At 65.7% G+C, this 18,252-nt stretch carries 18 protein-coding genes; 16 read left to right on the top strand and 2 right to left on the bottom strand.

All coding sequences use genetic code 11. The features are described from left to right. Window positions 1-15: 15 nt before the first annotated feature. The gene (gene tauA, locus D5041_RS05460; protein ID WP_265284043.1) at window positions 16-1,023 is read right to left on the bottom strand and encodes a taurine ABC transporter substrate-binding protein; all 1,008 of its coding nucleotides are present in this window, start codon (window positions 1,021-1,023) and stop codon (window positions 16-18) included. Window positions 1,024-1,217: 194 nt separating this feature from the next. Further along, a complete protein-coding gene (gene pdxR, locus D5041_RS05455) occupies window positions 1,218-2,753 on the bottom strand; it encodes a MocR-like pyridoxine biosynthesis transcription factor PdxR (RefSeq protein WP_265258068.1) in 1,536 nt (511 codons plus the stop codon). 77 nt (window positions 2,754-2,830) lie between these two features. Here pdxR and D5041_RS05450 point away from each other — a divergent pair. The 16 genes from D5041_RS05450 (at window position 2,831) to D5041_RS05365 (ending at window position 18,229) form a co-directional block, all read left to right on the top strand. Continuing rightward, a protein-coding gene (locus tag D5041_RS05450; RefSeq protein ID WP_407702210.1) for an IS5 family transposase occupies window positions 2,831-3,600 on the top strand; the annotation gives its coding sequence in 2 pieces (ribosomal slippage) (window positions 2,831-3,181 and window positions 3,184-3,600; 768 coding nt in all). A gap of 435 nt (window positions 3,601-4,035) precedes the next feature. Continuing rightward, the gene (locus D5041_RS05440) at window positions 4,036-4,290 is read left to right on the top strand and encodes a FitA-like ribbon-helix-helix domain-containing protein (RefSeq protein WP_010103522.1); all 255 of its coding nucleotides are present in this window, start codon (window positions 4,036-4,038) and stop codon (window positions 4,288-4,290) included. After that, entirely contained in the window at window positions 4,287-4,703 is a 417-nt protein-coding gene (locus tag D5041_RS05435) for a type II toxin-antitoxin system VapC family toxin (RefSeq protein ID WP_265258069.1), read from the top strand. Before D5041_RS05440 ends, D5041_RS05435 begins: the two co-directional genes overlap by 4 nt. Window positions 4,704-4,877: 174 nt before the next feature. Further along, window positions 4,878-5,156 (top strand): 2OG-Fe dioxygenase family protein, encoded by a 279-nt coding sequence (locus D5041_RS21995; RefSeq protein ID WP_010103520.1) that lies wholly within the window; start codon window positions 4,878-4,880, stop codon window positions 5,154-5,156. Then, on the top strand, window positions 5,153-6,046 hold the full coding sequence (locus D5041_RS05420) for a DMT family transporter (RefSeq protein ID WP_010103519.1): 894 nt from the start codon (window positions 5,153-5,155) through the stop codon (window positions 6,044-6,046). Before D5041_RS21995 ends, D5041_RS05420 begins: the two co-directional genes overlap by 4 nt. 171 nt (window positions 6,047-6,217) lie before the next feature. Continuing rightward, entirely contained in the window at window positions 6,218-6,619 is a 402-nt protein-coding gene (locus D5041_RS05415) for a nuclear transport factor 2 family protein (RefSeq protein ID WP_265284042.1), read from the top strand. Window positions 6,620-6,631: 12 nt separating this feature from the next. Then, window positions 6,632-8,074, top strand: a complete 1,443-nt coding sequence (locus tag D5041_RS05410) for an NAD(P)/FAD-dependent oxidoreductase (protein WP_265284041.1) — start codon at window positions 6,632-6,634, stop codon at window positions 8,072-8,074. 172 nt (window positions 8,075-8,246) lie between these two features. Beyond that, a complete protein-coding gene (locus D5041_RS05405) occupies window positions 8,247-9,881 on the top strand; it encodes an ABC transporter substrate-binding protein (protein ID WP_010103515.1) in 1,635 nt (544 codons plus the stop codon). Further along, the gene (locus D5041_RS05400; protein WP_265284040.1) at window positions 9,878-10,477 is read left to right on the top strand and encodes an oligopeptide/dipeptide ABC transporter ATP-binding protein; all 600 of its coding nucleotides are present in this window, start codon (window positions 9,878-9,880) and stop codon (window positions 10,475-10,477) included. The genes D5041_RS05405 and D5041_RS05400 overlap by 4 nt, the downstream gene beginning before the upstream one ends. A gap of 41 nt (window positions 10,478-10,518) precedes the next feature. Then, window positions 10,519-12,189: an amidohydrolase gene (locus D5041_RS05395; RefSeq protein ID WP_265284039.1), complete on the top strand. Its 1,671-nt coding sequence runs from the start codon at window positions 10,519-10,521 to the stop codon at window positions 12,187-12,189. A gap of 7 nt (window positions 12,190-12,196) precedes the next feature. Continuing rightward, window positions 12,197-13,207 carry a CobW family GTP-binding protein gene (locus tag D5041_RS05390; RefSeq protein ID WP_265258079.1) on the top strand — a complete coding sequence of 337 codons (1,011 nt, stop codon included), beginning with the start codon at window positions 12,197-12,199 and terminating at the stop codon, window positions 13,205-13,207. 150 nt (window positions 13,208-13,357) lie between these two features. Further along, the gene (locus D5041_RS05385) at window positions 13,358-14,734 is read left to right on the top strand and encodes an ABC transporter substrate-binding protein (RefSeq protein ID WP_265284380.1); all 1,377 of its coding nucleotides are present in this window, start codon (window positions 13,358-13,360) and stop codon (window positions 14,732-14,734) included. 16 nt (window positions 14,735-14,750) lie between these two features. Beyond that, window positions 14,751-15,620 carry a carbohydrate ABC transporter permease gene (locus D5041_RS05380; protein WP_265284038.1) on the top strand — a complete coding sequence of 290 codons (870 nt, stop codon included), beginning with the start codon at window positions 14,751-14,753 and terminating at the stop codon, window positions 15,618-15,620. Beyond that, the gene (locus D5041_RS05375) at window positions 15,617-16,492 is read left to right on the top strand and encodes a carbohydrate ABC transporter permease (RefSeq protein ID WP_010103504.1); all 876 of its coding nucleotides are present in this window, start codon (window positions 15,617-15,619) and stop codon (window positions 16,490-16,492) included. The genes D5041_RS05380 and D5041_RS05375 overlap by 4 nt, the downstream gene beginning before the upstream one ends. A gap of 54 nt (window positions 16,493-16,546) precedes the next feature. Further along, the gene (locus tag D5041_RS05370; RefSeq protein ID WP_010103503.1) at window positions 16,547-17,194 is read left to right on the top strand and encodes an RraA family protein; all 648 of its coding nucleotides are present in this window, start codon (window positions 16,547-16,549) and stop codon (window positions 17,192-17,194) included. Window positions 17,195-17,227: 33 nt separating this feature from the next. Beyond that, entirely contained in the window at window positions 17,228-18,229 is a 1,002-nt protein-coding gene (locus D5041_RS05365) for a phosphotransferase family protein (protein ID WP_265284037.1), read from the top strand. Window positions 18,230-18,252 lie beyond the last annotated feature (23 nt).

Raw genomic sequence — 18,252 nt, 5'->3', positions numbered from 1 at the left:
GTCCCGTTCGGCGGCTTACTTGCCCATCGCCTTGTCGACGTAGGTCGTGGTCACGAAGGCCCTGTAGTCGGACTTGACTTCCTGCACGCGCCCCTGCTCCTTGAGGAAGGCCGCCGTGCCGGCCATCGCCTTGGCCGCGCCACCTCCCAGCCACGTCGGCGACACCTGCTCGGCCATCGTCGGGAATCTGTACAGGCTCATCACGGGCAGCACATCCTTCGGATCGGCCTTGGTCCATTTCGCCATCGCCTTGACCTGCGCGCTGTCGGCGGTCCAGTCCTTGGCCGATGCCTTGTACTCGTCGTTGGCGCGGTTGAGCGCCTTGACGAAGGCAATCATGAAGGGCTCGTTGGCCGCTGCCCATTTGGCGTTCACGACGATGCCATCGAAAGTGGGCGCGCCGCGCTTGCCGATGCTGCCGGACGTGGCGATGGGCTTGCCGTTGCCCTTGATCCTGGACAGCACCGGGTCCCAGATGAAGGTGGCGTCGATGTCGCCGCGCTCCCAGGCCGCCGCGATTTCGGGCGGCCGCATGTTCATCACATGGACCTTCCTGGCGTCCACGCCTTCCATCTTCATGACCGATATGAGCTGGTAGTGCGCGGTCGACACGAACGGCGTGGCGACTTTCTTGCCCGCGAGGTCCTTCACGCTGTTGATGTTGCTGCCATTGCGCGCGATGAGTGCCTCGGCGTCCGCGATGTCGGCGGAAATCCAGAAGAGCTGGATGTCCTGACCCTGGCTGGCCGCGGCGGTGAGCGGGCTGGAGCCGGTTTCGCCCATCTGCACGTCACCCGACGCCATGGCGCGGATCACGTCGCCGCCGCCCGAGAACATGCGCCAGTTGATCTTGTAGCCGGTGGCTTTTTCGACCTCGCCCGACTCCATGACCAGCCGCAGCGGCACCAACATGTCCTGGTGCGCGAAGGTCACTTCCCTGGATTCGGCCAGGGCACCGCCGCACAGCACGGCTGCGGCCAGGACGACGGCGCATTGCGGGGTCAAACGCTTGGGACCGTTCATCTGATTTCTCCTCGAAGGTGGGGAAGCAGCGCAAGAATCACGCCAATGCAAGCACGCACGGCTGCGTTGCGGCGCGATCCGACTTTGCCCCCATTACCCCGGGGGCGGAAGTGCCAGCGCCGCCGCGTGCATGGAGCCAGCGGCTACGGACTTACCCTTGTTTGGTGCGCGGCGCGCGAGCCCATCTTGCGCGCTCAGTGCGCGCACGTGCTCGGCATGCGGCGCTCACCGCGCGCCTTGGCCAATTCTTCCACCGCCAGGCCCAGTGCCCGGATGCCGGCCGGAATCTGCGCCGCCGCGATCGACGACAGGCGCAGGCGAAAGAACGTGCAGGGATACGGCGGCTTGACGAAGAAGACGTCGCCCGCTTCGATCAGCACGCCGTGGCTGCGCGCCATCAGTGCAAGCTCCGCCGCATCGACCCAGGCCGGCGCCTGCACCCAGATGGACGCGCCGCCTTGCGGCAGACGAAAGGCGAAGTCCGGCAGATGGCTGCGCAGCGCCTCGGCGGCCAGGGCCAGCCGCTCCTGCATGGCGGCATTCACCCGCCGCGCGTGCGATTCGTGATGGCCCAGCGAGAGGAACAGCGCGTACGCATGCTGCAGAAAGGCACTGGGGTGGCGCACCATGGCGTGGCGGATGGCGCGCAGTTCGGTGATGAGCCCGCGCGGCGCTACGACGTAGCCCAGGCGCAGGGCGGGCGACAGACTCTTGGACACCGCGCCCACGTAGATCACGCGCCCCGTCTTGTCCAGGCTCTTGAGCGCCGGCATCGGCGCGCCCGCGTACAGGTTCTCCGCCTCGTAGTCGTCTTCGATGATGACGAAGTCCTGCAGCTCGGCCTTGCGCAGCAGCCACTGGCGCCGCTCCAGGCTCAGCGTGGCGGTGGTCGGGCTCTGGTGCGAGGGGGTGATGAACAGATAGTCCACGACCGGCAGCGCATCGACCACCAGGCCGTCCCCGTCCACCGCCACCTCGACCCACTTCGGGTTGCGCAGCGAGAAGCTGTTGCGCGCATGGGGATGGCCGGGCTCTTCGAGCCCGACGTACTTGCGCTCGTCGAACAGTGCGTCGGCCAGCAGGTAGTAGGCATGCTGCGTGCCGACGGTGACCAGGATTTCTTCCTTCAGCGCGAACACGCCGCGCTTGGGCAAGAGCCGCGTGCGGATCTGTTCGATCAGATCGGGCACGTCGTCGGTTTCAAAGTCCGGCGTCCAGTGCAGCAGCTGCGAGCGCGCCAGGCTGCGCGCGCAGCACTCGCGGAAGTCCTCGGTGGGGAACAGCTGCGGGTCGTAGGTGCCGTAGACGAAGGGATAGGGATAGCCGCGCCACTGGTCGGGCTTGGCCAGCGTGGGCTGGTCGACGAGCGAGCGCAGCACGCGCACCGACCAGTCCGGCGGCTGGCCTGACTGCCCGTTGCGGTCCACCAGCGGCTCGGCGGCCACGGCCGCCACCGGCTGCGCGTTGTGGGCCACGAACACGCCGCTGCGCGGGCGCGCCTCCAGGAAGCCTTCGTCCATCAACTGCAGGTAGGCCGACGTCACGGTATTGCGGCTCAGGCCCAGCAAGTTGGCCAGTTCGCGCGACGACGGCAAGGGCGCGCCGGGGCTGAGCCGCCCGGCCAGGATGGCCTGCACCACGGCGGCGCGAAGTCGGCCCTGCAGGGGCAAGGCGGGTTGCTCGGGCAGCGAGAAGAGCTGCGCCCATTGGGTTGATCGCGGTGACGGCATGCGGCGCAGTCTAGGGCCTGTCATCAATTGAAGTCACTCCGGCGCTAAACTCGGAACACGATGACAAAGGAAGGCTGATGAACCACAGGTACGCGCTGAGGCAAGACCAATGGGAGCGCATCAAAGACATGCTGCCGGGGCGCGAGGGGCACGTTGGGGCGACGGCACGCGATAACCGCTTGTTCGTTGAGGCGGTGTTGTACCGATACCGTGCGGGCATCCCGTGGCGCGACCTGCCCGAGCGGTTCGGAGATTTTCGGGTAGTACATCTGCGCCATTCGCGATGGAGCAAAACGGATGTCTGGCAGCGCATCTTCAAGACTTTGTCGCAAGACCGGGACAACGAGTACGTGATGATCGATTCGACCATTGTTAGAGCCCATCAGCACAGCGCAGGGGCAAAAAAAAAAGAGGGAGGACGCCAGAAAACCAAGCCATAGGTCGCAGTCGTGGGGGAGCAAGTACCAAGATCCACGCCACGGTCGATGCGCTTGGCAATCCCACAGGCTTTCTCCTGACGCCTGGCCAGGCGCACGACCTCCAAGGAGCTGACGTTTTGCTCAAAGACATACAAGCAGATGCAATCTTGGCCGATAAGGCCTATGACGCCCAGGATCGGGTGATCGAGCCACTGCTCAAGGCAGGCAAGACCGTCGTGATCCCGCCACGCAGTAAGCGCAACGACCAACGTGACTACGACCGGCATTTGTACAAAGCACGCCATCTGATCGAGAACTTCTTTGCCAAGCTCAAGCAATACCGCTGCATCGCCACTCGCTATGACAAAACTGCACGCAATTTCCTCGGCGCTGTTCATCTCGCCGCTTCGGTCGTCTGGCTCAATTGATGACAGGCCCTAGTGTCCTGCCCCGCGAATAGCGGCACATGAAACTGCGCCTTGCGCGCCATGGCGGCGTTGCAAATCCTCGCGATACCTCCGGGTATCGCTGCGGTTTGCGCCTTGCCATGACGCGAAATGCATCCGTTTCATTTTGTGCCGCTATTCGCAGGGCAGAACGCCTGAGCTGGGCCTCGATGAAGGCCCGGTGCGGCTCGCAGAACGAGCCCGCGACCCCTGTAGCCGGGGTGGAGCAGTTTGCGTGGCCAGGTCGGCGACCGGGTCGGTGGCCACCCCGGGGCAGTTTGGTGCTTCCTCCCCGGCGGCAAAGCGCTGGGCCCAGGAACGGATGGTATGGCGGGAGATGCCGGTTGATGCCTCTTGCAGAAATGCATGCGCTTCTCTATGATGACTTCATCGAATGCAATTTGATGGGGTGATGTTATGGCAATGCTTACAGTACGGAACTTGCCCGACGATGTACACCGCGCGCTGCGGGTGCGGGCAGCTCAACACGGACACAGCACCGAGGCCGAAGTCCGTGAGATTCTGGCAATCGCCGTCAAGCCAGAGAACCGCGTTCGCCTGGGGGACGCCCTGGCGGCATTGGGTCGCAAGATCGGCCTGACGAACGAGGATTTCGAGGTCTTCAACCAAGTGCGCGACAGGACGCCAGCCGAGCCACTGAGGTTTGAATGATCGTCCTCGATACCAACGTCGTTTCCGAGGCGATGAAGCCCAAGCCGCACACGGCGGTGCGGACTTGGCTGAACAATCAAGCCGCCGAAACGCTGTACCTGTCCAGCGTGACGCTGGCCGAGCTGCTGTTCGGCATCGTGTCGCTCCCGGCCGGCAAGCGCAAGGACATGCTGACACAGACCCTTGACGCTCTGATGGGGCTGTTCCGGGATCGGGTGCTGCCCTTCGACGCCGATGCAGCACGGCGCTATGCCGAGCTGGCCATGACGGCAAAGACCCGCGGGCGAGGATTCCCGACACCTGACGGCTACATCGCCGCGATTGCGGCCTCGCGGGGTTTCATCGTGGCCTCACGCGACACTGCACCCTATGAGGCGGCCGGCGTATCCGTCATCAATCCGTGGGAAGTGTGAGGGATGCATGAAGCAGGCGCGAACTCGTCGAGTGGCCGGGAGGGCCGTTCGATCCCAAGGCGTTCGACATTCGGTAGGGGCAAGGATTCGTACGTATCAGTTCGTCCTTGTCGCGTCCACTCATCAGTCGCTACGCGGTCAAGTACGCCCGCCAAGCTCGGTTGCGGCGCCATCGTGCACACGGCCAACCAATCGCAGAACAGCCTGCGGCGGCTGAACGGTGCGATCGAGCAACTCGGGTTCGCCGGCTACTACGGCACGCCGTATGAATTCTCGGCCCTGACGGCGGCGGTGACCTTGAAGCAGCCGGGAGATTTCATTTTTCTGGACGACAAGTTGATGAAGCACAGCGTGCTGCCCGTCGTGCGGGCCCGCCCTGAAGAGGTGGGTTACCGCGACGTGCTGATCGCGATGTTCACACGGCGCGACCAGCCCGGCGAAGGCGGGGCATGAGCTCCGGCCAGGCGACCCTGGGATTCAAGACGCCGGCCTGGTGGGCCGAGGCCATGTTGCTGCTGGTGGCAGCGGTCTGGGGAGCCAGCTACGGGCTGGCCAAGACGGCGGTGTTCTTCTACCCGGTGCTTGGTTTCCTGGCCGTCCGCTTTTGCGTGACCGCGCTGCTGCTGCTGCCTACCTGGCGCAGGCTGTCGGCACAGCAGGTGCGCACCACGCTGACGGTCGGCCTGCCGCTGGGGCTGATCCTGCTGTCGATCTTCGTGGCCGAAACCTACGGGCTGTCGCTGACCTCGGCATCGAATGCTGCCTTCCTGATCAGCCTGTGTGTGACCTTCACCCCCTTTGTTGAATGGATCGTCCTGCGGGCCCATCCGGGGTGGGCCGTGTTTGTGGCTACGGGGGTGTCGCTGGTCGGCACTTGGTTGCTGACTTCGACGACGTCGCTGTCGCTCAACCTGGGCGACGGGCTGATGCTGATCGCCGCGCTGCTGCGTGCCGCGATGGTCACCTGCACCACCCGCCTGACCCGCGGCAAGGACATCCCTTCGTTGCCACTGACGGCGGTGCAGACCGGCACGGTCGGGCTCGGTTGCCTGATGCTGGGCTTTCTGGTGCTGCCGGACGGGCTGCCGCCCTTGCCCAACAGCCCGGTGTTCTGGTATGCGACCGGGTTCCTGGTCGTTTTTTGTACCTTGTTTGCCTTTTTTGCCCAGAACTACGCATTGCGCCGCATCTCCCCCACCCGTGTATCGCTATTGATGGGGGCCGAGCCGGTATTCGGCGCGCTGTTCGCCGTCTGGTGGCTCCATGAGTCGCTCGGCATGACGGGCTGGATCGGTGGGTTGTTGATCGTGGGCGCCTCATTGTGGGCAGCGCTGCGCCGCTAGTGTCCTGCCCTGCGAATAGCGGCACATGAAACTGCGCCTTGCGCGCCCCGATATGAACAGGCAGGCCCACGCGCGGCCGCGTTCTGGCTCGGTCGAATCCCCACATCTGGCCCTATCGCCCACGCAGCCGCCTGCCTACGCTTGCGCGCATACACAACCAGGAGTTATCGCGTGAGCGCCTCGTCTTCCCCCGTCACCACCGCCACCCTCGCCGCGTTCAGCGGGGCGTGGAACCAGCACGACATCGATGCGCTCATGCGTTTCATGACGCCCGATTGCATCTTCCAGACCGCCGCCGGCCCGCACGCCTGCGGCACGCGCCACGTCGGCACCGAAGCGGTGCGCAAGGCCTTCGCCGCCGCCTGGCAGGCCGTGCCGGACGCGCAGTGGGAAGTCGGCCGGCACTTCGTGCAGGGCGAATTCGGCACTTCGCAGTGGACCTTCACCGGCACCGCCGCCGATGGCAGCCGCATCGAGACCGACGGCATCGACGTCTTCACCTTCCGGGACGGAAAGATCCACCTCAAGAACGTGTTCCGCAAGGTGCGCCCCAACGTCCCCGCGGCCAAGTAGCCCGAACCCGCCATGACGATCACTGCTTGCGCGCCATTCACCGCTGGCGGCGCCATGCCCGCCAGCAAGCCGTACGACCCGCGCTACGACCCACTGGTCGCCCCCGACCCAGGTGCGGGGCACGCCTATGCGCCCACCTACTGGGTCGCCAGCGCCGGCGCGCCGCCGGACGACGACGGCCCGGTCAGCCAGGACATGGACGTCGACGTGGTGCTCATCGGCTCGGGTGCGACGGGCATGTCGACCGCGCTGTATCTGGCGCAGGAACACGGCATCCAGGCCACGGTGCTGGAAGCCAATCAGGCCGCCTGGGGCTGCTCCAGCCGCAGCGGCGGCCAGGGCCAGAACGCGAGCGGGCGCCTCAAGCGCTCGCAATGGATTCAGCGCTGGGGCGTGGACACGGCCAAGCGCCTCGATGCCGAGATCCGCAGCGGTTTCGAGAACTTCAAGGACCTCACGACGCAGATCGACTGCGATGCCTTCGCCGGCGGCCATCTCCATCTGGCACACCGGCCCGAGAAAGTACCGGTGCTGGCCGTCGAAGCCGAACTGATGCGCAAAACCTTCGGCTACGCCACGCGCATGATGAGCGCCGAGGAGGTGCGGCGCGACTACTGCGATGAGCGCGAAACCGTGGGCGCCCTGTTCGAGCCCGAAGGCGTGGGCATCCACCCGCTCAAGTTCACTTTCGGCCTGATGCGCAAGGCGCGGGCGCTGGGCGCGGTGGTGTACACGTCCAGCCCCGTGCAGGGCTGGGAAACCATCCACGGCGTGCATCAGCTGCGCACGCCGGGCGGCATCGTCCGCGCGAAACGGGTTGCGGTCTGCACCGGCGGCTACACGGGCCAGGCACTCAGCCCACTGCTGAAAAACCGGATCATGCCGATCCTGTCGAACTCGGTGGTCACGCGCGTGCTGACCGACGCCGAACTGGCCGCGACGAATTTCCAGTCGCTCACCTTCCTCACCGACACGCGCACGCTGCGCTTTTACTACCGCCTGCTCAAGGACAACCGTCTGCAGCTGGGCAGCCGCAGTTCGGTCAGCGGTGCCGACGCCGAGGACCCGGTGCACCTCAAGTTGCTCACCGATGCCATCGCGCGCAAGTTCCCGCCCCTGGCCGGCATCCCCATCGACTACTCGTGGTGGGGCTGGGTGGACGTGAGCCACGACATGATGCCGCGCATCACGCAGCCCGACGATCACAAGACCATCTGGTACGCGGTGGGCTACGGCGGCAACGGTGTGTCGTTCTCGACCTGGGCCGGCAAGCGCCTGGCCGAACGCGTGGCCGGCAAGGACAGCGGGCGCAACGTCCTCGAGCTGCCGATCTACGATTCGCCGCTGCCCTTCCCGAACATGCTGGGTCTGGTGGAATCGCCCCTCTTCGCGCCCTTTCGCCGCATGGGCCAGCGCGTTCTGTACCAGTGGTACTGGTTGCGCGACGAGAAGTAGGCACCAAAGAGGGATGCGTCCAGATTGGGGCGCGCGCGCTCTGCTGGTGCGAAAGGGGAAAAACCCTGTCTCTCTGGCCCTATGGATCGGGCCCCTGTGGCTCTTCGTGGGAAGCGGCTTTGCCTCTATCTTCGAGTCTCGTTCTTTCATCGACTCTTGAAGGATGTACCGCATGCCATTTCCACTCGCCCGCCGCACTGCCGTGGTTGCAGCCGCCCTGCTTGCCCCGTGCACGCTGCTCTCGGCCCCTGCGGCCGCACAGGAGATCAGGCGTGGCGGTACGCTGGTCATCGGCAGCACGCAGACGCCGCGCCACCTCAACGGCGCCGTGCAATCCGGCATTGCCACCGCCATGCCGGCCACACAGATCTTCGCGAGCCCGCTGCGCTTCGACGACAAGTGGAATCCGCAACCGTACCTGGCCGAGTCCTGGAAGCTGGCCGACGATGGCCAGTCGCTGACGCTGAACCTGCGCAAGAACGCGGTGTTTCACGACGGCAAACCCATCACCTCGGCGGACGTGGCCTTCTCGATCATGGCGATCAAGGCCAACCACCCGTTCCAGACCATGCTCGGCCCCGTCGAGAAGGTGGACACGCCGGACCCGTACACCGCGATCATCCGCATGAGCACGCCGCACCCGGCCATCGTGCTGGCGATGTCGCCCGCGCTCGCCCCCATCCTGCCCAAGCACATCTACGGCGACGGCCAGGACCTGAAGAACCACCCGCGCAACAGCACCGACGTGGTGGGCTCCGGGCCCTTCCGCATGACTGAATTCAAGCCCTCGCAGCGCATCGTGCTCGAGCGCTTCGACAAGTTCTTCCTCCAGGGCAAGCCTTACCTCGACAAGTTGATCGTCAACATCACGCCCGACGCCGCGTCGCTGATGCTCGGCTTCGAGCGCGGCGACGTGCAGATGGTGCCGTTTGCCAGACCTGAAGCGCGCCTGGCAGCCAACCCGCAGGTCACGCAGACGCCCAAGGGCTATGACGGCATCGGCGCGATCAACTGGCTGGCCTTCAACCTCACCAGGAAGCCGCTGTCCGACGGGGCGGTGCGCAAGGCCATCGCGACGTCCATCGACAAGAACTTCATCACCAAGGCACTGATGAGCGGCTTTGCGACGCCGACCGACGGCCCCATCGTGGCGGCCAGCCCCTTCGCGGTGACCGACCTGGTCCGCTACCCGGTGGACCTGAGGAAGGCCGCCGAGATGCTCGATGCCGCCGGCTACAAGGCGGGCGCCAACGGTGAGCGCTTCAGGATCGCCATCGACTACCTGCCGGGCAGCGACGACCAGCAGAAGAACGTGGCGGAATACATCCGCGGCCAGCTCAAGAAGGTAGGCATCACGGTCGAGGTGCGCGCATCGGCCGACTTCCCATCGTGGGCCAAGCGGCTGGCCACGCACGACTTCGACATGTCGATGGACATCGTCTTCAACTGGGGCGACCCGATCATCGGCGTGCACCGCACCTATCTGTCGACGAACATCAAGCCGATCATCTGGACGAACACGCAGTCGTACGCCAACCCGAAGGTGGACGAGTTGCTGAACGCAGCGGGCAGCATCGTCGACCCCACCAAGCGCAAGGCCTGCTACGCCACCTTCCAGAAGATCGTGACCGACGAACTGCCGCTGGTCTTCATCAACCAGGTGCCCTACCACACGCTCACGAACAAGAAAGTCGGCAATCCGCCGACCACGATCTGGGGCCCGATGTCACCCATGGACGAGGTGTACCTGAAGCAAGCACACGACCCCCATGAAAAACGAATCCGCGCAGGGGTCGATCCACGATGAAAACACTCCGTCCGCTGATCTCTCGCGTGATCCAGGGCCTGGCCCTGGTACTCACGGTGGTCGTCCTCAACTTCGTGCTGGTGCATACGGCGCCTGGCGACCCGGTCGAAACCATCGCCGGCGCCAGCGGCGGCATGAGCCCCGAAATGGTCGCGCAGTTGCGCACGCAATACGGGCTGGACGAACCGCTGTACGTGCAGTTGGGCGTGTACCTGTCCAAGGTCTTGAGCGGCGACCTTGGCTATTCGTACTTCTTCAATCTGCCGGTCACTTCGATGATCTTCGAGCGCGCCCCGCGCCGCGCCTTCTTCGCGCAGCCGCTTCACCCCTACAGCGTGGCGCTGATGTCGGCCGTGCCCACGGTGGGCGGCGGGCGCCGCCGTGCGGCGCAACGCATCAGGCTCAGCGGCGACCCACCGAGCCCGATCAACCCGCCTTCGGGCTGCCGCTTCGCCGGGCGCTGCCCGGTGACGGAGCCAGCCTGCGCCGCCGAGCTGCCGCCGTTGCGCGAAGCGGCGCCCGGCCACTGGGTGCGCTGCCGCCGCGTCGACGTCATCGACGGCCTGCCGCACCCGCCGCTGCAGATGCCGGCCTGATCTCGTCCATCCCCCTCCTTCCAGACAAGCACGACGCCTCCATGAGCACGATCACCGTCTACACCGCCCGCAAGTTCATCACGATGAACCCGATGCAGGAGAGCGCCACGCATGTGGCCGTGCGCGACGGCCGGGTGCTGTCGGTCGGCACGCTGGCCGACGTACAGGCCTGGGGTGCGTTCACGCTCGACGAGCGCTTCGCGGACAAGGTACTGATGCCGGGGCTGGTCGAAGGCCATTGCCACCTGAAGGAAGGCAGCATGTGGGACTGGACGTACCTCGGCTGGTTTGACCGGCGCGATCCGCAGGGCAAGGTGTGGGCCGGCCTGCGGTCGATGGACGCCGTGGTGGGGCGGCTCTCCGAAGTGGCGGCGCAGATGGCGGCCGATGGCGTGCCCGACGATGAGCCGCTCATCGCCTGGGGGTTCGACCCGATCTACTTCGGCGGCGAGCGCATGACGGTGGCCCACGTGGATTGCGCCAGCACGACCCGCCCGATCGTGATCGGCCACGCCAACGGCCATCTGATGAACGTCAACACGCCGATGCTGGCCATCGCCGAGGTCACGCGCGACAACGAGGTCGAGGGCGTGGTGAAGTTTGCCGAAGGCCCGATGGCCGGCGAGCCCACCGGCGAACTGCAGGAGCCGGCCGCCATGTATCTGGTGCTGCGCAAGATCGGCAACGCCGGCCTGCTGGCGCCCATGACGCAAGCCGGCGTGCGCGCGTTCGCGCGGCTGGCCTGCACGCAGGGCGTGACGACCGCGACCGACTTGGTCAACAAGCTGGGCGAAGCCGATTGCGCGGTGCTGGAGAACGTGACGGCCGACGACGATTTTGCGGTGCGCATCCTGCCTGCGTTCCAGGCGTTTCACGGCCCGTACGGTGCGCCCCAAGGCGCGGACCACGTAAAGGCACTGATGACGCGCAACAGCGACCGCCTGCGCTACGGCTTGGTGAAGATGATGCTGGACGGCTCCATCCAGGGTTTCTCTGCGCGCCTGCGTTGGCCCGGCCACTTCAACGGCGCGCCCAATGGCATCTGGGTGACCGCTCCGGCGCAGTACGAGACCGACTTCGAGACCTACCACCGCGCCGGACTGATCGTCCACACGCACACCAACGGCGATGAGGCCAGCGAGGTCGCCATCAACGCCATCGAGCGCGTGCTGACCCAGGCGCCGCGCCCGGATCACCGCCACACGCTGCAGCATGGCCAGATGATCGACGCGCCGCTATTCCAGCGCATGGCGGCGCTCGGGCTGTGTGCCAACCTGTTCGCCAACCACCTCTGGTACTGGGGCGACCAGCACTACGAGACGACGATGGGCCCCGACCGTGCCAACCGGCTCGACGCCTGTGGCAGCGCGTTGGCGGCTGGCGTGCCGCTGGCCATCCATTCCGACGCGCCCGTCACGCCGCTCGGCCCGCTCTTCACCGCCTGGTGCGCGGTCAACCGCATCACGCCCAAGGGCCGCGTGCTGGGCGAGAACGAGAAGATCACCGTGGCCCAGGCACTGAACGCCATCACGCTGGGCGCCGCGTGGACGCTCAAGCTCGACCACGAGATCGGCAGCATCGAATGCGGCAAGCGCGCGGACTTCTGCGTGCTCGAAGACGACCCATTCACCATGGACCCGGCGACGCTCAAGGATGCGCGCGTGTGGGGCACGGTGCTGTCCGGTCGGGTGTTTCCCGCGAACCCTGGCTGATGCGCGCATGACCCTTGGCTCGCGGCGCATCCCGCTCACCGTCATCGGCGGCTTCCTGGGCGCCGGCAAGACGACGCTGCTCAACCACTGGCTGCGCGCCGCGCGGGGCGAGCGCATCGCCGTGCTCGTGAACGATTTCGGCGCGCTGAACATCGACACCGATCTCATCGAATCCCGCAGCGGCGACACCATCGCGCTGAGCAACGGCTGCGTGTGCTGCCAGATCGGCGACGACCTGTCGCGTGCGTTCATCGATGTGCTGGCGTCTCACGCGCCCTTCGATGCCGTGGTGGTCGAGGCCAGCGGTGTATCAGACCCGTGGCGCATCGCGCAGATCGGCCTGGCCGACCCCGGCCTGAGCCTGGGTGGCGTGACCGTGCTGGTGGACGCGGCAGCGCTGCTGGGCCATCTGGCCGATCCGCTGCTCGCCGACACGATGCTGCGCCAGTTGAAATCCGCCGACCTGATCGTGTTGAACAAAGTCGACGCGGTGGATGCCGGCGCACTGGCGCGCGTGCGCGCACGTGTGTCCGCCCTTGCACCCGCCACGCCGCAGTTTGAAACAGTGCAGGCGCAGGTTCCGCCCGTGCTGCTGCGCGGCCCCGCGCTCACGGCCGGGCCGGGTCCCGTCGAGACGCTGGGGAGCGCGCATGCATGCGACCCTGATTGCGCGCATCCGGATCACGGTGATCCCGCGCACGGGTCGATCTTCCAGAACTGGTCGGCACGCCCCTCGCACCTCTTCGATGCGGCTGCCTTGCGCCAGTGGGCCGCTGCGCCGCCTGCCGGCCTGCTGCGGCTCAAGGCCTTGCTGCGCACCGGCGAGTCGGAGTGGTCGGAACTTCAGTTCGCCGGGCGGCATGCGTCGCTGCGCCGCTCGGCAGCGCCTGCGGGCGGGGCGGCGGCGGTGGTGGCGATCGGCTTGCACGGGCGACTGCCGCACGGCGCCTTGATCGCTCAGTTCGGCGAGCAGGCCCGCCGCAGAGCGTGCGCCGCGCCGCACGGCAACGCGGGTTAATCCGTAATCCCGCGCCGCATTGCGCTATTGCATTTCCCGGGAGCGCAAGCCACCATTCGGATCGCTGAAATGGTTTTCGCGCGCTTGGCCGGGCAGGCCGAACGCATCGGCGTCCGGGTGTTTCAAAGCACGTTCTGTGGAGGGAGACAAATGCAGTTCCAGAAGGCCGCAGCGGCCCTGCTTGCGGGTGTGGCATTCCTGTGCGGCGCAGGTGCCGCGCAGGCACAGCAAAAACTCACTGTCTGGTGGGAGCGGGGGTTCTACAAGTCCGAAGACGATGCGCTGTACGACGTGATCCGGAAGTTCGAGGCGAAGACTGGCGCCAAGGTCGAACTCTCGCAGTACCCGATCCAGGACATGATCCCCAAGACCGTTTCCGCGCTCGATTCGGGCAGCCCGCCGGACGTGGCCTACGCCAGCGTCTACGACTTCCAGGTCGCAGGCAAGTGGGCTTTCGAGGGCAAGCTCGAAGACATCAGCGACATCCTCACGCCGATCAAGGAGCGCTTTGCCAAGAACACCCTGGAGACCGCCTACCTCCAGAACGACAAGGCCAGGAAGCGCGCCTACTACGCCTTTCCGCTGAAGCAGCAGACCATGCACATTGAGGTCTGGTCCGACATGCTCGCCAAGGCCGGCTACAAGATCAGCGACCTGCCCACCCGGTGGAACGACTACTGGAGCTTCTGGTGCGAGAAAGTGCAGCCGGCGTACCGCCGGGCCACTGGCGAGCGCGTCTTTGCCATCGGCGTGCCGATGGGCGTCGATTCCAGCGACGCGTTCTACTCCTTCCTCACCTTCATGGACGCCTACAACGTCAAACTGGTCGACGACGACGGCAAGCTGCTGGTGGACGATCCGAAGGTCAGGGCCGGCCTGATCAAGGCGATGAGCGATTACGTCATGCCGTACCAGAAGGCTTGCACCCCGCCTTCCGCGACCAGCTGGAAGGACCCGGAGAACAACGTCTCGTTCCACAACAAGACCATCCTGATGACGCATAACGCGACCATTTCGATCGCTGCCAAGTGGCTCGACGACATGAACAACACGGCGCTCACGGACGCGCAGCGCAGCGTGGCGAGAAAGAACTACGAGGAAAACATCTACACCCTGGGCTTTCCGGACAAGCCGGACGGCTCGAAGATGGTCTACCGCACGGCGGTGAAACTGGGGGTGATCTTCAACGCTTCGAAAAACAAGGCGCTGGCGCGGGATTTCGTGGGCTTCATGCTGCTCGAACAAAACCTCACGCCCTACGTGGAAGGCGCGCTCGGGCGCTGGTTTCCGGTGACCCGGGAGGGGCAGGCCAGGGCGTTCTGGCAGGAGGACCGGCACCGCAAGTCGGTGTTCGAGCAGTTCGCCGCCGGAACGGTCCCGTTCGAATTCACCAAGAACTACCGGTTCACGGTGCTCAACAACGAGAACGTCTGGGCCAAGGCGATGAGCCGGATCGTCAACGACAAGCTGCCGGTGGACAAGGCGGTCGATGAAATGATCGCGCGCATCAAGGCCGTGGCGGGCTGAGGGGCGTATATCCGACATGTCCTCCATTGCCTTGCCTGAGTCGGTCCCCGGGCCGGCGACCCGGCGGCCCCTGAACTCCTGGCAGGTCTGGGGCCTGGTGCTGGTCACGCCTTATCTGCTGGTGTTCCTGGTCTTCGTGCTCTATCCGGTGTGCTACGGCCTGTGGTTGGCGCGCCATCCGGCGAGCTATGTGAAGCTGTTCAACGACCCGGTGTTTTTCGGCTCGCTCGTCAATACCCTGGCCTTTCTGGTGCTCGGCATCAATGCCAAGATGGCGGTCGCGCTGTTTCTCTCGGGCTTCTTCATGCAGGCGCGCGCCTGGATCAAGGGGCTGTCGCTGCTGTTCATCCTGCCCTGGGCGATGCCCTCGATTCCCACCATCCTCTCGCTGCGCTTCATGCTCAACCCGGAGTGGGGGCTGATCAATTCACTGATTTTCCGCCTCACCGCCGAGGACGGACCGAACTGGCTCAACCAACCCACGCTGGCGCTCACGCTGGCGATCCTCGTGCATATCTGGAAGACGCTGCCGTTCTGGACGCTGATCCTGCTTGCCGGGCGCCTGGCAATTCCCGGCGAACTCTATGAGGCGGCGGCCATGGACGGCGCGAGCCGCTGGCAAAAATTCCGTTTCATCACCTGGCCGTCGATGCAGACCCTGTACCTGACTTCGACCATTCTTTCGATGATCTGGACCCTGGGCGACTTCAACAGCGTCTACCTGCTCACCGGCGGCGCGCCCGCCGACCTGACGCACGTGGTGGCCACGCTGGGCATTCGCTACCTGCGCCTGGACGAGGTGGACATGGCCATGGCCTGCATCGTCGTCGTCCTGCCGCTGATGCTGCCCCTGGTGTATTTCATGATGAAGCGATTGTCCAAATGAGCGCCACCACCGCAATGCTTGCAAGGCGCCTGAGTTGGCGCAAGGTCGGCGCCGAGGCCCGGCTCTTGCTGATCGGCATCCCGGTGCTGTTTTGGACCCTGATCCCGATCTACCACCTGGTGCTGTTCACCATCTCGCCCAAGGAATCGGCCCTGTCGGGCAGGCTTTGGCCGGAGCATCCGACGCTGCACAATTTCAGCGTGGTGTTTCGCCAGCAGCATCACTATCTGAACCATTTCTGGTTGCAGATGGGCAATTCGCTGTTCATCGCCGTGGCCGCGGGCGCCATCACGCTGATCGTCGCCACCGGTGCCGCGTTCGCCATCAGCCGCCTGAAGGTCCGGGGCGGGCGCAGCATCATGAACTTGGCGCTGTTCACCTATTTCATCCCGGCCGCGTTTCTCGCCGTGCCGATGTACAAGACCATGGGCAACTATGGCCTGCTCAACAGCCAGTGGTCGCTGATTCTGGCGATGGTCACGATCGCCTCGCCCTACGCGATCTGGGTGCTCAAGCAGGCTTCCGACAAACTGCCTTACGAGCTCGACGAGGCGGCGATCATGGACGGTGCCACGCCGCTGCAGCTGCTGCGCCTGGTCTATCTCCCGCTGATGATGCCCTCGCTGGTGGCGGTGGGAACCTACGCGCTGCTGCTCGCGTGGAATGAGTACCTGTACGCTTTCCTGCTGCTCTCCAAGGACACCAGCGTGACCCTGGGCGTGGCCCTGGGCAACTTTCTCGCGGCGGACGATTCCCCCTGGGAACTGCTGATGACCACCGGCCTGCTCTACGCGCTGCCGCCGGCGGCGATCTACTACGTCTTCAAGCGCTATATGGTGTCCGGCCTCACCGAGGGCGCCGTCAAGAGTTGAGCCCGTCGATCCAGACCTTGCCCCGATGGGCGCTACACACATCCCCCTGCTGCCATGACCAACCTGACCCAGCGTTTATCCGCGTGCTATACCGGCGCGATCCACGACGTATTGCGCGCGATGGGCATGGACAACTGCGTGCTGCCCCCGGGAATCCGCCCGCTCGACCCGGGGATCAAGACCGCCGGCCCGGCGTGGACCGTGAGCGGCCACATCGATCGCACGCAGTCACGCCACGACACCCTGCTCGGCTGGACCCGGCTGCTGTCCAGGGCGCCCACGGGGCACGTCGTCGTCTGCCAGCCGAATAACCACGAAGTCGCGCTCATGGGCGAGCTCTCGAGCGAGACGCTGAAAAACAAGGGCGTTCTGGGCTACATCGTCGATGGCGGCTGCCGCGATACGGACTTCATCCTGGAGCAGAAATTCCCGGTGTTCCATGCCTTCTTCACCCCGTTGGACATCGTCTCGCGCTGGATTCCGGACCGCTACGCCGAGCCCGTGACCATTGGCACCGTGACCATCCGCACCGGCGACTACGTCCTCGGCGACCGCGACGGCGTGGTCGTGATCCCCCAGGAAGTGGCGCAGGAGGCGATCACCCGGACCGAGGAAGTGGCATGCACCGAGAACAAGGTGCGCGACGCGATCCGCGGCGGAATGGACCCTGTCGATGCGTATCTCGCGTATGGGAAATTCTGAGCCGCGTCCCCCCTTCGCGGCTGCGGCGCAGCGATGAGCGCCGAGCAGGAATGGCTCGCCGCTTTTCGCCGGGCGGGGCTGATTGCCGCGGACGAGACGCCGTCGATCGAGCCGCTGACCGGCGGGGTGTCTTCCGACATCGTTCTGGTGCACTGCGGGGAGCGGCGCTTTTGCGTCAAGCGCGCGCTGCCCAGGCTCAAGGTCACGGTCGAATGGCACGCGCCGGTGGAGCGCAACCGCAGCGAGGCGGACTGGTTCGCGGTCGTGGGCCAGTTGCTGCCGCGGGCGGTGCCGAGAATCATTGCCGATCATGCGCACGAAGGCTGGTTCGCCATGGAGTACCTGCCGCCGGCGCAATACCCGCTGTGGAAGACGCAGCTGCGCGACGGACAGGCAGACGCCGCGTTCGCGGCATCGGTCGGGCAGGCGCTGGCGTGCATCCATGCGGCGACCGCAGGGCGCGCCGACATGGCGCAACGCTTTGCCACCGAGCAGATTTTTTTCCCGATCCGCCTCGAAGCCTATTTGCTCGCCACCAGCGAGAAGCACCCCGAATGCGCGGCGCCATTGCGCGCGCTGGCGCAGCGCACGGGCGCCACCCGGTGCGCGCTGGTGCATGGCGACGTGAGCCCGAAAAACATCCTGCGCGGCCCGCAGGGCCCGGTGTTTCTCGACGCCGAATGCGCCTGGTACGGTGACCCGGCCTTCGACCTGGCGTTCTGCCTGAACCACATGCTGCTCAAGTGCCTGTGGCGCCCCGCGCACGCGGCCGCCTTTCTGGCGTGTTTCGACGCGCTCGCGGCAGCCTATCTGGACGGCGTGGACTGGGAGCCGCGCACGTGCATCGAGGAGCGCAGCGCGCGCCTGCTGCCGGGCCTGTTCCTGGCGCGGGTGGACGGCAAGTCGCCGGTGGAATACGTGACGCAGGCCACGCAAAAGCAGCAGGTGCGCGCGCTCGCCGTGCCGCTGCTGCAAGCGCCGCCGCAGCGGCTGGCGCAGGTGCGCGCCGCCTGGGCCAAGGAAATCGGCTTGTGATGGAGGCCCCTTTGGCAAAAGCG

It is taken from the genome of Verminephrobacter aporrectodeae subsp. tuberculatae (genome assembly GCF_026127385.1).
Taxonomy (GTDB): Bacteria; Pseudomonadota; Gammaproteobacteria; order Burkholderiales; family Burkholderiaceae_C; genus Acidovorax; species Acidovorax aporrectodeae.
This window is presented reverse-complemented; position numbering and strand designations above follow the sequence as displayed.

Coding starts and splice junctions, on each gene's coding strand:
- D5041_RS05385 (WP_265284380.1), top strand. CDS start 13,358: ATGCAGTTCCAGAAGGCCGCAGCGGCCCTGCTTGCGGGTGTGGCATTC.
- D5041_RS05400 (WP_265284040.1), top strand. CDS start 9,878: ATGAAAACACTCCGTCCGCTGATCTCTCGCGTGATCCAGGGCCTGGCC.
- pdxR (WP_265258068.1), bottom strand. CDS start 2,753: ATGCCGTCACCGCGATCAACCCAATGGGCGCAGCTCTTCTCGCTGCCC.
- D5041_RS05395 (WP_265284039.1), top strand. CDS start 10,519: ATGAGCACGATCACCGTCTACACCGCCCGCAAGTTCATCACGATGAAC.
- tauA (WP_265284043.1), bottom strand. CDS start 1,023: ATGAACGGTCCCAAGCGTTTGACCCCGCAATGCGCCGTCGTCCTGGCC.
- D5041_RS05435 (WP_265258069.1), top strand. CDS start 4,287: ATGATCGTCCTCGATACCAACGTCGTTTCCGAGGCGATGAAGCCCAAG.
- D5041_RS05370 (WP_010103503.1), top strand. CDS start 16,547: ATGACCAACCTGACCCAGCGTTTATCCGCGTGCTATACCGGCGCGATC.
- D5041_RS05405 (WP_010103515.1), top strand. CDS start 8,247: ATGCCATTTCCACTCGCCCGCCGCACTGCCGTGGTTGCAGCCGCCCTG.
- D5041_RS05410 (WP_265284041.1), top strand. CDS start 6,632: ATGACGATCACTGCTTGCGCGCCATTCACCGCTGGCGGCGCCATGCCC.
- D5041_RS05420 (WP_010103519.1), top strand. CDS start 5,153: ATGAGCTCCGGCCAGGCGACCCTGGGATTCAAGACGCCGGCCTGGTGG.
- D5041_RS05375 (WP_010103504.1), top strand. CDS start 15,617: ATGAGCGCCACCACCGCAATGCTTGCAAGGCGCCTGAGTTGGCGCAAG.
- D5041_RS05440 (WP_010103522.1), top strand. CDS start 4,036: ATGGCAATGCTTACAGTACGGAACTTGCCCGACGATGTACACCGCGCG.
- D5041_RS05380 (WP_265284038.1), top strand. CDS start 14,751: ATGTCCTCCATTGCCTTGCCTGAGTCGGTCCCCGGGCCGGCGACCCGG.
- D5041_RS05390 (WP_265258079.1), top strand. CDS start 12,197: ATGACCCTTGGCTCGCGGCGCATCCCGCTCACCGTCATCGGCGGCTTC.
- D5041_RS05365 (WP_265284037.1), top strand. CDS start 17,228: ATGAGCGCCGAGCAGGAATGGCTCGCCGCTTTTCGCCGGGCGGGGCTG.